The organism is Buttiauxella sp. WJP83 (assembly GCF_027594725.1).
Classification (GTDB): domain Bacteria; phylum Pseudomonadota; class Gammaproteobacteria; order Enterobacterales; family Enterobacteriaceae; genus Buttiauxella; species Buttiauxella selenatireducens.
The window spans coordinates 2,706,063-2,718,980 of the sequence record NZ_CP110080.1 but is presented as its reverse complement, the minus strand read 5'-3'; the positions used below and the strand labels follow the sequence as shown (position 1 = coordinate 2,718,980).

7 protein-coding genes and 1 other RNA gene are annotated in these 12,918 nt (G+C 50.0%); 5 read left to right on the top strand and 3 right to left on the bottom strand.

The features are described 5' to 3' along the window. Positions 1–6: 6 nt before the first annotated feature. Positions 7–114, bottom strand: an RNA gene (gene rprA, locus OH773_RS12570) — antisense sRNA RprA. Between the two features lie 207 nt (positions 115–321). Continuing rightward, positions 322–1,422 carry an AI-2E family transporter YdiK gene (ydiK, locus tag OH773_RS12565; RefSeq protein ID WP_270139141.1) on the bottom strand — a complete coding sequence of 367 codons (1,101 nt, stop codon included), beginning with the start codon at positions 1,420–1,422 and terminating at the stop codon, positions 322–324. A 276-nt stretch (positions 1,423–1,698) separates the two neighbouring features. Between ydiK and ydiJ the strand changes: the two genes are divergently transcribed. From ydiJ to OH773_RS12540, 5 genes are all read left to right on the top strand, one after another. Then, positions 1,699–4,755, top strand: a complete 3,057-nt coding sequence (gene ydiJ / locus OH773_RS12560; RefSeq protein ID WP_270139140.1) for a D-2-hydroxyglutarate dehydrogenase YdiJ — start codon at positions 1,699–1,701, stop codon at positions 4,753–4,755. Beyond that, positions 4,752–5,162 (top strand): 1,4-dihydroxy-2-naphthoyl-CoA hydrolase, encoded by a 411-nt coding sequence (menI, locus tag OH773_RS12555; protein WP_183271725.1) that lies wholly within the window; start codon positions 4,752–4,754, stop codon positions 5,160–5,162. Before ydiJ ends, menI begins: the two co-directional genes overlap by 4 nt. A gap of 156 nt (positions 5,163–5,318) precedes the next feature. Continuing rightward, on the top strand, positions 5,319–8,843 hold the full coding sequence (gene hsdR / locus OH773_RS12550) for a type I restriction-modification system endonuclease (RefSeq protein ID WP_270139137.1): 3,525 nt from the start codon (positions 5,319–5,321) through the stop codon (positions 8,841–8,843). A 78-nt stretch (positions 8,844–8,921) separates the two neighbouring features. Further along, positions 8,922–10,523, top strand: a complete 1,602-nt coding sequence (locus OH773_RS12545; RefSeq protein WP_270139135.1) for a class I SAM-dependent DNA methyltransferase — start codon at positions 8,922–8,924, stop codon at positions 10,521–10,523. Next, a complete protein-coding gene (locus tag OH773_RS12540) occupies positions 10,523–11,896 on the top strand; it encodes a restriction endonuclease subunit S (protein ID WP_270139133.1) in 1,374 nt (457 codons plus the stop codon). Before OH773_RS12545 ends, OH773_RS12540 begins: the two co-directional genes overlap by 1 nt. A gap of 44 nt (positions 11,897–11,940) precedes the next feature. Here OH773_RS12540 and OH773_RS12535 read toward each other — a convergent pair whose 3' ends face one another. Further along, entirely contained in the window at positions 11,941–12,378 is a 438-nt protein-coding gene (locus OH773_RS12535) for a hypothetical protein (RefSeq protein WP_270139131.1), read from the bottom strand. Positions 12,379–12,918: the final 540 nt, after the last annotated feature.

The following is a 12,918-nucleotide window of genomic DNA, read 5'->3' as shown; positions in this document are numbered from 1 at the left end:
TTAAGGATAAAAAAAAGCCCATCATATGAGATGGGCAAAGACTACACACAGCAATTCGTTGTTTCACTCAGGGGATTTCCATGCTTATAAATCAATGTGTTGATTCATAGCCGTGAAGTAATAGTAGGTACATCGCCCTGGGGCGTCACTCGGATTCGTCTCAATAGTTAATGGAAAGTAATGATTGAGATCACATTACTGCATCTTTGTAAAATCAAAGGCTTGAACAGGCGATAAAAAGCGGGGGATTGATAAGGATTGTTAATCATTGCGCTTGTGTTGCTCCCGGGAAGTGAGAGCAACACAAACTTTCAGCGACGTTTACTCGCGTTCTTCCAGAATTTCAACGACCTCATTGGGATCATCTTGCGGTGGCGGTGCTTCATGCATCCACACCGAAATCAGACGATACGATACCGCCAGCAGCACCGGCCCGATAAACAAGCCAATCATGCCAAAGGCAATCAAACCACCAATGACGCCAGAAAGAATAAGGATCATTGGCAAATCGGCGCCCATGCGAATCAACACCGGACGAATGACGTTGTCCATGGTGCCGACCACGCAACTCCAGACCAACAGCACCGTGCCCCAGGTATTATCACCTGTCCAGTACAGCCAGATTATGGATGGAATCAGCACCAGCAATGGACCGATTTGTACCAGGCAGCACATCAACATCACGACAGTCAGCAGCGTCGCATTGGGGATCCCGGCAATGGCCAGCCCCACGCCGCCCAACACGGACTGAACCAGTGCGGTAACGACCACGCCAAGCGCCACAGCGCGAACCGCTTGCCCTGCCAGCAACACTGCCGCATCGCCACGTTTGCCTGCCAGGCGGAACGAGAAATGGCGAATGCCGTTGCCCAGCGTTTCACCCTTCGCATACAGCAACACGCTAAACAGCAACATCAGACCGCAATGCATCAGGAAGCTGCCAACGTGTATCGCTTGCCCAAGGAACCAGGTCGTCGTGGTGCCAATATAAGGACGAATTTTTGCCATAATGGCGCTGCCGCCGCTGTCTACCAGCGTATTCCAGCCAGAATAAAGACTGTTACCAATGAGGGGAATGCTGTTTAACCACTCAAATTTTGGCAATTCCATATTGCCTGTTGTGGCCCATGCGATAACGGGGCCGCTGTTATCGACCAGGCTGTTCACCAGCAGCGCGACCGGAATAACAAACAGCATCAGCAGCAGAAGCGTCATCACTGCGACCGCGAGTGAGCGCTTTCCCCACATTAATTTTTGTACTCTGAGCATCAACGGCCAGGTCGCAATAACGATGGTTCCAGCCCAGGCGAAACCCAGTACAAACGGTCGCACAATCCACAAACAGGCGATAATCATCACCGAAATAAATAATACGGACAGCAAGATCTGCAACAGATCCTTTGGCTGACTGACTTTAACCATAGATAAAATCACCTCAATAACTGATAACGGGCAAAGTGCCTGCGTCAAAACCGCAAAGCGGATCTAATAATGATGATGTATTTCCTCGATTTTTAACAGAAACAAAACAGGCGGGCATGTCCGAAAAAAATGTGTTAAAAACAAATACCCTTGCATTCTGCAAGCTGCGCGGGTGCTGATTCACTTGCCAGCCTGGTGGATCGCGAATGCTAAAGGGTATATAAAAAGTTTATACGCAAACGATAACTTACAACTTCGAGCAGGGTCGACCCTTCAATGATCCCACAAATTTCTCAGGCACCAGGTCTTGTTCAATTGGTGCTCAATTTTTTGCAGGCACTGGAACAGCAAGGTTTTACCGGCGATACAGCGACCAGCTACGCTGACAGGCTCACGATGTCCACCGATAACAGTATTTATCAGCTGTTGCCGGATGCGGTTTTATTTCCCCGTTCTACGGCTGACGTCGCGCTACTGACCCGACTCGCCTCAGAAGACCGCTTTAAATCCCTGGTTTTTACCCCTAGAGGCGGTGGTACTGGCACGAACGGCCAGTCACTGAATAAAGGGATTGTCGTTGACATGTCGCGCTACATGAATCGCATTATTGAAATCAATCCTGAACAGGGTTGGGTGCGAGTCGAAGCGGGCGTGATTAAAGACCAGCTAAACCAGTTCCTCAAACCATACGGTTACTTCTTTGCGCCGGAGCTGTCCACCAGCAATCGTGCCACACTGGGTGGGATGATCAATACCGATGCCTCGGGGCAAGGCTCACTGGTCTACGGGAAAACCTCCGATCACGTGATGGGGGTACGCGCGGTGTTGCTCGGTGGCGATATTCTTGATACGCATCCGATGTCGACACTGCTTGCGCAAGACCTGGGGCGTGACGATAGCCCGACCGGTAAGATCTATCGCACGGTGCTTGAACGTTGCCGCGAACAGCGGCCGTTGATTCTCGACAAATTCCCTAAACTAAACCGCTTCCTGACGGGCTACGATCTGCGCCACGTTTTTAACGACGATCTTTCACAATTCGACCTGACGCGCATTCTTTGCGGTTCAGAAGGTACGCTGGCGTTTATCACCGAAGCGAAGCTGGATATCACGCGACTGCCGAAAGTCCGCCGCCTGGTGAACATAAAATACGATTCGTTCGATTCTGCGCTGCGCAACGCGCCGTTCATGGTGGAAGCTCGAGCCCTTTCCGTCGAAACCGTCGATTCCAAAGTTCTCAACCTGGCACGGGAAGATATCGTCTGGCATTCGGTAAGTGAATTGATCACCGATGTGCCTGGCAAAGAGATGCTTGGCCTGAATATCGTTGAATTTGCAGGCGACGATCTGGCGTTAATTGAAGGTCAAGTGGCTTCGTTGTGTGAACGCCTGGACACATTAATGGCGCAGGGCGAGGGCGGTGTCATCGGCTGGCAGGTCTGTACTGAACTGGCAGGCATTGAACGTATCTATAATATGCGTAAAAAAGCCGTCGGCCTGTTGGGTAATGCCAAAGGCCAGGCAAAGCCGATTCCTTTTGCCGAAGATACGTGCGTGCCGCCACAGCATTTGGCTGATTACATTACGGAATTCCGTGCGTTACTTGATAGCCACAATCTGAGCTACGGCATGTTCGGCCACGTTGATGCCGGGGTTCTGCATGTGCGTCCGGCGCTGGATATGACCGACCCGCATCAGGAAGTGCTGATGAAGCGTATTTCCGACGATGTCGTGGCGCTCACGGCAAAATATGGCGGCTTGTTGTGGGGGGAGCATGGTAAAGGTTTCCGCGCCGAATACAGTCCAGCATTCTTTGGTGAGACGCTGTATGAAGAACTCCGCCGCATTAAAGCGGTATTCGACCCGGATAACCGCTTAAACCCAGGCAAAATCTGCCCGCCTCTGGGCGTTGATGACCCGATGATGCAGGTCGACGCGGTGAAACGCGGGACCTTCGACAGGCAAATCCCGATTGCGGTGCGGACTTCCTGGCGTGGCGCGATGGAGTGTAACGGCAATGGCTTGTGCTTTAACTTTGATGTGAAAAGCCCAATGTGTCCGTCGATGAAAATCACCAGCAACCGTATTCATTCACCAAAAGGCCGCGCAACGTTAACGCGTGAGTGGCTGCGTTTGTTGGCTGACCGTGGCGTTGATCCCGACGCGCTGGAAAAGCAAATACCGGAAAAACGAGCCAGTCTGCGCACGCTTATCGAGCGTACGCGCAATTCCTGGCACGCTCGCAAAGGCGAATACGATTTTTCCCATGAAGTGAAAGAGGCGATGTCAGGATGCCTGGCGTGTAAAGCGTGCTCCACTCAGTGCCCAATTAAAATTGACGTGCCTGAATTCCGCTCGCGCTTCTTGCAGCTCTATCACACGCGCTATTTGCGCCCGATGCGCGACCATCTGGTGGCAACGGTAGAAAGCTATGCACCGCTCATGGCGCGTGCACCGAAAACCTTCAACTTCTTTATGAGCCAGCCGTGGGTGCGCAATCTTTCTGCAAAACATATCGGCATGATTGATTTACCGCTGCTCTCCACGCCGACGTTACAGCAGCAGCTGGTCGGGCACACTTGCGCGAATACCACGCTTGAGCAACTCGAAAGCTTTAGCGCAGAACAGCGAGCTAAAACCGTGCTGGTGGTGCAGGACCCGTTCACCAGTTATTACGATGCACAAGTGGTGGCGGATTTTGTGCGTCTGGTGAGCAAATTAGGTTACAACCCCGTCGTTCTGCCGTTCTCACCCAATGGTAAAGCGCAGCACATAAAAGGGTTCCTGCAAAAATTTGCCCGCACCGCGCGTAAAACCTCTGAATTCCTGAATCGCATTGCGAAATTAGGCATGCCAATGGTCGGTGTCGACCCCGCGCTGGTACTTTGTTATCGCGACGAATATAAGCAAACGCTGGGCGAGGATCGTGGGGATTTCCACGTTCAACTGGTTCATGAATGGTTGCCGGCCGTGCTGGAAAACCGTGAAACCACAGTGGTGAGCGGTGAGTCGTGGTATCTGTTTGGCCACTGTACTGAAGTCACCGCATTGCCGACGTCGCCAAATCAATGGGCAGCCATTTTTGCTCGTCTGGGGGCGCAACTCGAAAATGTCAGTGTCGGTTGCTGCGGTATGGCGGGAACCTACGGACATGAAGTGAAAAACCATGCAAATTCGCTGGGGATTTACGAACTTTCGTGGCATCAGGCGATGCAACGCCTGCCGCGCCAACGCTGCCTGGCAACCGGCTATTCCTGCCGTAGTCAGGTCAAACGTGTGGAAGGCAATGGTGTACGCCATCCGCTACAAGCACTACTGGAGATTCTGGGATGATCTGGCGACGTGAAGTGAATCTGGAAGCACTGAATAAAATGGGCGCGGGCAATATGGTGGAACATGTAGGAATTGTCTTTACCCACATTGGCGATAATGCGCTGGAAGCCACTATGCCTGTCGATAACCGCACCCGGCAGCCATTTGGTTTGCTGCACGGTGGCGCATCGGTAGTGTTGGCAGAAACCCTCGGTTCCGTAGCCGGGTATCTCTGTACCGAAGGCGAGCAAAAAATTGTCGGCCTTGAAGTCAACGCGAACCATTTGCGCTCGGCGCGTGAAGGTCTGGTGCGAGGCGTGTGTACGGCGGTTCACGTTGGACGCCGCCACCAGGTCTGGCAGATTGAAATCAGCGACGAGCAAGGGCGGCTTTGCTGTACGTCACGGCTGACAACGGCGGTGGTTTAGTTCCGCCGCTTCACAAAATTTATATTTATCTTATCAATAGCCCGCGAGTTGACGCATATCACTTGATATGCGTTCTCTTAACAGTATGATTTCCTTTGTTTCATTTTTCCTTCCGTTGCCGCTTTTTTCTTGGCCTTTCAACAAGGGAGTTGTGCTTTGAATCCAATACATAATGCTGTTTCGGCAAATTTTAATTTTCTGGCCGAGCATGACCCCCTTTTTGTACAAATTGCCGCAGCAGCGGAAACTATTTTCCCAAGCGATCCCAACACCACGTTAATTAAATTGCGTCAGCTAGGCGAAGCCCTGGCCCAGCATATTGCCGCGCTTGCAGGCATTGAAATTGATGAACAGGGTACTCAGGCCGATTTAATTTTCCGCTTACAACGGGAATTAAAATTCGAGCCAATGGTGAAGGATTTATTCCATACGCTGCGGGTAGAAGGTAATAAGGCAACGCATCAATTCAGAACGCAGCATAGAGAAGCGCTGGAAGGTCTGAAAATCGCTCGCGCGTTAGCCATCTGGTTTCATCAGTCGTTTGGCAAAACAGGAACGGACTTTAAGGCTGGCCCTTTTATTGCGCCCAAGGATCCAAGTTCACAGCTCAGAGAACTTCAGGCTGAAATAGACAACCTGAAAAGCGAACTTAACACGACAAACGTTCAGTTAGATTCCAGCCAACAACTTCAGATATTACTGGCAAAAGAAAAAGCGGAATACGAGCAGCTTGCCTGGGAAATGGATGAAGAATCCAGAGCGTTGGCTTCGGAAGCAAAGCAGCAAGAAGACCAACTGGCGCAACTTCATCAGGAATATGAAGCAAAACTTAAAGCGCTACAGGAGCAATTAGCCGCGAAAGATGAGAAGCAAGCTAACGCCCAAAAACAGCAGGTTTCAAAGAAAACGCAGCTCGCCAGCAAATACATTTCCCTTAATGAAGAATTAACCCGTCTGCTCATTGACCAGAAACTGACTGAAGCAGGTTGGCCTGCAGACAGCAAAGCGTCAACCTGGGCAAAAGGCTCTCGCCCTGAAAAGAATGTCAACAAAGCGATTGCCGAATGGCCGACGGAATATAAAGGTAAAAAAGGGCGAGCGGATTACGTTTTATTCCGCGGCCTGACGCCAATGGCGGTGGTAGAAGCTAAAAAAGAAAACCAGGATGTCGCTGGGAAAATCCCGCAGGCGGAACGCTACAGCAAAGGTTTCAAATTAGAATTACCGATGTCAGGAGCATGGGAATTAGAAGGCAGGAATGTCGCGTGGGCTGATGAAACTGACGGCCATTATCACATTCCTTTTGTTTATTCCTGCAATGGACGGGCATTTGTTCCACAACTGGCAGAACAATCTGGCACCTGGTTCCGCGATGTGCGGGAACACAAAAATATACGCCGGGCGCTTCAGCAGTTTCATACTCCGAATGGGCTGTTCGATAAACTCAAACGCAGCAAAGAAGAAGCGGAACAAAAACTTCAGCAGGAAGACTTTGGTTATTTGCGTCTGCGTGATTACCAGGAAAAGGCCATCGTTGCGGTTGAAAACACTCTGGCACACAACATTCGTACCGCATTGCTGGCGATGGCGACCGGTACCGGGAAAACGCGAACCATCATTGGCCTGATTTATCGCTTCCTGAAAACCGAACGCTTTAATCGAATTTTATTCCTCGTCGACAGGACATCACTTGGCACTCAGGCCACCGATGCCTTTAAAGAAGCTCCGCTGGAGCAAAACATGACGTTGGCAAAGATCTATACCGTTGCCGAAATGGGCGATATGGCCCCCGAAGCGGAAACTCGCGTCCAGGTGGCGACGGTGCAGGCCACGGTCAGCCGCATTTTTGCCTCTGATAACCCGCCGCCGATTGATCAATACGATTGCATTATTATTGATGAAGCCCACCGGGGGTACACGCTTGACCAGGAAATGACCGAAGGTGAATTAGCCACTCGCGACGCCAACCAGTACATTTCCAGTTATCGCCGTGTCCTGGATTATTTTGACGCAGTAAAAATTGGCCTGACGGCAACGCCTGCCAAACACACCAGTGAAATCTTCGGTAAACCGATTTACGTCTATTCCTACCGTGAAGCCGTTGCCGATGACTGGCTTATCGACCATGAGCCACCCATCCGTTACCAAACGCTGCTGACGCAAAACGGCATTCACTTTGAAAAAGGCAGCGAAGTTCACGCAATTAATATTCATACCGGTGAGGTTGAAGTCGACGAACTGGACGATGAGCTGGATTTTGAAGTGGACGCCTTTAACCGCAAAGTGATCAGCGAAAACTTCAACCGTGTCATCTGCCAGCAACTGGTGAAAGAGCTTGATCCGTTTGGCGAAGAAAAAACGCTAATCTTCTGCGCGACCGACAAGCACGCTGACATGGTTAAGCGTCTTCTGGACGAGGAATTTCAACAGGAATACGACAACTACAACCAGGCTGCGGTTGAGAAAATCACCGGAAAAAGTGACAAAGTCGACACGCTAATCAAGCTGTACAAAAACGAACGCTATCCGAACATCGCCATCACCGTTGACCTGCTCAGCACCGGCATTGACGTGCCGACAATCTGCAACCTGGTATTTATGCGCCGGGTGAAATCGCGCATTTTATACGAACAAATGATTGGCCGTGCCACCCGCCGCTGCGACGAAATCGGCAAAACCGTGTTCCGCATTTACGATCCGGTTGATATCTACGAAGCGTTGAGTGAAGTCAACACCATGCAACCGTTGGTGAAAGATCCCAACATCACCCTTGAGCAACTGGTCGGGGAACTCTCCGATCCGGAATTACTGGAAAAGGCGCTAGTGAGCCCTGGCGAAAATGGCGATGACAGCCAGGCCCATGTGGTGTTGAGCGAACTTAGCCAAAAGCTGATGCGCGTGCTGCGCAAAGCGCAGAAAAAAGCGGAAACCAAACCTGAACTACAACAGAAACTGGATGAGCTGCACGAATTATGGGGTGTGGAACCTAAAGCATTGCACCAGCATCTACATAGCATTGGCCCGCGTCAGGCATCCGAGTTTTTACGCAAACACAGTGGGTTACTGGCACAACTGGATGAAGTCAAACATATTGCCGGGAGCCTGTATCGCCCGGTGATTTCTGAACATTACGACGAATTAATGGAGCGCGGCCAGGGTTATGGCGAGTACAGCCGCCCGGAAGATTATCTGGAAAGTTTTGAAGAGTTTATTCACCAACAGATAAACCAGTCGGCAGCACTTTCCGTTGTGGTGAATAAGCCGCGTGACCTGACCCGGGAACAGCTTAAAGAAATCCGCCTGTTGCTTGATGAAGCGGGGTACTCCGAAGTGAAGCTGCAAACCGCGGTGCGCAACCAAACCAACCAGGACATTGCCGCCAGCATTATTGGCCATATCCGCCGTGCCGCGTTGGGTGAAGCGTTGGTGCCGTTTGAACAGCGCGTTTCGCAGGCCATGAACAACATTTACGGCAGCCATGCCTGGACTGCGCAACAGCGAAAATGGCTGGATCGCCTGGCAAAACAACTGGTGCATGAAGTGATTATCGACAAGCAGTTTGTCAACCAGGCCTTTGCCGACGACGGTGGTGCAAAGCAACTGGACAAAATTTTGGCAAACCAACTCGACAGCGTACTGGATGATCTGAACGAAGCAATCTGGCCACAAAAAAGCGCCTGATTCTGCTAAACTCCCGCCCGAAAATCTTTCTTACCCCCAGCCTTCTGCACTGTTCAGAAGGCTGATTCAGGATGAAACATGAACAATAACGATATCGTACAAAAGCTGTGGAACCTGTGTGACGTGCTGCGTGACGACGGCATTAATTACAGCGACTACGTTGGCGAACTGGTGATGCTGCTGTTTATCAAAATGGTGCACGAAAACACCGAAGCCGACACGTTGGATAAACACACCCTGCCGGAAGGCTGCCGCTGGAGCGACCTGAACGGCAAATCGGGCCTGACCCTGCTTAACGATTACAAACAAATCCTGTTCAGCCTCTCGACCGGTAAAGATGCCGAAGGCAATCTGGTTCACGCCGACCCGCTCATCAGCGCTATTTATGCCGATGCGCAAACCCGCCTGCGCGAGCCGCGCCACCTTGAGCAAATGATCCGCACCCTCGACCAGATTGACTGGTTCAGTGCGAAGAAAGATGGCCTGGGGGATTTATACGAAGGGCTGCTTGAGAAGAACGCCGGGGAAACTAAATCCGGTGCCGGGCAGTACTTTACCCCGCGCGCGCTGATCAACAGCATGGTGCGCTGCATTAAGCCGCAGCCAGGCGAAGTGATTCAGGACCCGGCAGCCGGAACCGCAGGCTTCCTGATTGCCGCAGATCAGTACATTAAACAGCAAACCGACGACCTGTACGATTTGCCTGCCAAAGACCGCACCTTCCAGAAAAATAAAGCCTACGTGGGCGTGGAACTGGTGCCATCCACCCGCCGTCTGGCGCTGATGAACTGCCTGTTGCACGGCATGGAAGGGGACGAAGAAGGCGTAGTGCATCAGGGTAACGCCTTGGGGATGGCGGGAAGCAGCCTGCCACGCGCCGATATTATTCTGGCGAACCCCCCGTTTGGCACGTCAAAGGGCGGTGAAGCGAGCATCACGCGTGACGATTTAACCTATGCCACCAGCAACAAACAGCTAGCCTTCCTGCAACACATTTACCGCAACCTGAAACCGGGTGGCCGCGCCGCCGTGGTGCTGCCGGATAACGTGCTGTTTGAAGCGGGCGTGGGCACCAGCGTGCGCCGTGACTTGATGAACAAATGCAACCTGCACACTATTCTGCGTTTGCCGACCGGGATTTTTTACGCTCAGGGCGTGAAAACCAACGTGTTGTTCTTCACCAAAGGCAGCGCTACCGATAAATTGCAGGACGAAAACTGCACTGAGAACGTCTGGGTTTACGACCTGCGCACCAATATGCCGAGTTTTGGCAAACGCACGCCGTTTACCGAAAAACACTTACAGCCGTTTGAAACCGTCTTTGAGCAAAGCCCACGCGCCGAAGGGGAATGGAGCTTCAACGCCGCCGAAATCGACACGCCAGAAACCGCTGAAAATAAAGACGTTGCCGACAAACTCACCACCAGCCGCTGGCGCGTATTTACCCGCGACTGGATCCGCGACACCAAAGGCGACTCGCTGGATATTTCCTGGCTGAAAGACGACAGCAGCGTTGATGCCGCCAACTTGCCAGAACCAAGCGTGTTAGCGGGCGAAGCGATGAGCGAACTGGTGCAGGCGCTGGGCGAGCTGGACGCGCTAATGCGCGAGCTGGGCGCAGGCGATGAAGCCGATGCGCAAAAGGTGCTGCTGGATGAGATTCTGGGGGAAGGGAAGTGATGGCGAGGGATTTAGGGAGTTTGCCTGAAGGGTGGGTTGAAACGACAATTGGTGATCTATGTATTATTAATCCCAAAGATAAATTAGCTGATGATCTTGATGTCGGCTTTATGCCTATGGCTGGTTTATACACTGATTATTTTGGAGAATGTAATTTTAGTTATAAAAAATGGAGTGAAGTTAAAAAAGGATTTACTCAATTTCAAAATGGAGATGTTATTTTTGCTAAAATAACGCCTTGCTTTGAAAACGGAAAGGCTGGAATTATAGCTGGTTTCCCTAACGGATTTGGCGCTGGAAGTACAGAGTATATTGTTTTACGTGTCTCCGACGAATTTGTTAATACAAGATTACTTTTTTCTTTTATCAAAACAAAACCGTTTTTGATTGATGGTGAAACAAATATGTCGGGTTCGGTGGGGCATAAACGGGTACCGAAAGAGTTTGTCTCAAATTATTTATTTCCTCTTCCACCGCAAGAAGAGCAAAAAATATTAGCTAAGAAACTTGGCTTATTGCTGGCTAAAGTCGACAGCATCAAAAAACCTCTCGACCAAATCCCGCAAATCCTGAAACGTTTTCGTCAGGCAGTGCTAAGCGCTGCGGTGAGTGGGAAGTTGACGGAGAAATGGCGAATTGAAAACGAGTGCGCATCATGGAAGAATGAATATTTAAGTCAGTTGTGCCTAAGTATTTCTGATGGCGATCACCAAGCTCCACCAAAGGCGAGTGAAGGCGTGGCATTCTTGGTTATTTCAGATGTAAATTCTGGCTCCATTAATTTGTCTAACGCAACTCGCTGGGTCCCCAAAAGTTACTTTGATTCATTAAAATCAATAAGGAAGCCTAATAAAAATGATCTTCTATACACAGTGACAGGATCTTTTGGAATACCTGTTATAGTTAAAAATGAAGAGGCTTTTTGTTTTCAAAGGCATATAGCAATAATAAAACCTAACCATGACATCGTGAATGTTATGTACTTATACTATTTTTTAAAATCACCTAAGGCGTTTTTGCAAGCACAGAGATCTGCAACAGGGACGGCTCAAAAAACAGTGGCTTTAACAAGTTTAAGAAACTTTGTTATTTCTACCCCATCTCTTTCAGAACAAACCGAAATCGTTGCCCGTGTCGAAAAACTCTTTGCTTGGGCCGACAATATCGAAAAGCAGGTTAATGCTGCGCAACAGCGTGTCAACAATCTGACTCAATCGATCCTCGCCAAAGCGTTTCGCGGTGAATTAACCGAACAGTGGCGCAAAGAGCACCCGGATTTAATCAGCGGTGAAAACAGCGCTGCGGCATTACTGGAAAAGATTAAAGCAGAACGTGCGGCTGTGACGAAGAAAAGCAAAAAGAGTTCGAAATAGTCACAATCAGGGCGGATAGTATCCGCCCTCGCTTTTGCAACTAATCAGGCAACCTGCACTTTAGCGCGTAAAAAACGCGGTGTTTTTAAATTATCGACCAGCGTATTCATCAGCTTCATCAACAACCCGCTCAGCACCACTTTCGCGTTCTGTGGCAACGCATGGCACAGCAAAACTTGGGTAACCGCCTGGCTGTAATCACATAAATCATCCGAATCGGCAAAACTCTGTGAGTCCGGAAATTCAGACGCATGGTTTACCGATAACTGTTCGATACGTGATTTTGGCAGCGGCTTGTCGAGGTTTTCTTTTAGCGCGTCGAGATGCGCATAAAGATACTGACAAAGCAGTGTGCATTCGGCTGGGTTTTCGCTATCGACTAAAATGTCGGTTAACAATTCGCAGCGTTCCGCGAGATCGATAACGTCGAGATGGCTAATATTGAGGGCAACGGGTTTTGAAAAAAGCGGGTTCATATTCATTGTATTGATTTCCATATATGGATTACAAAACCGCCACAGGAAACGCCAAGTTCACTGGTGGTGGGCTGAATGGGGTTGGCGTACCGACAATGAATAAACGGTGCATCTAATGATGCCCCCAACCAGCCCACCATAATTCTTGGAAAGCCGTTGAGTATAACGTAAACACCGTTCAGGACGCCAATCCTGGCACCTGAATTTGCAGGCGCGCGAACACTATAAAAGGATAACCGGAGCAGAGAAAGGGCGTGTTTGAGAGGTTGGAAAGCGCCTCGCAAAGAATTTGCATTATTTGCAAAAAATGAAAATGAACGCTTTTTTGCTTATTAGTTGAGCCGAATGAATTATCACAGTGAATGCATAAAGTACCAACAACATGCTAATCATTGCCGGTTTCCTCCTCTGTGGGTTCGCCTCGAAATTTATTTTTAAACAAAACTCATCTCATTATATTGAGTGATCCACTTCAACTTTCCCCACTACTTGCCGAAATTTGTTATTCCATTTTCCTGTTTATTGTCAGCATGGCTGTAATTCTTC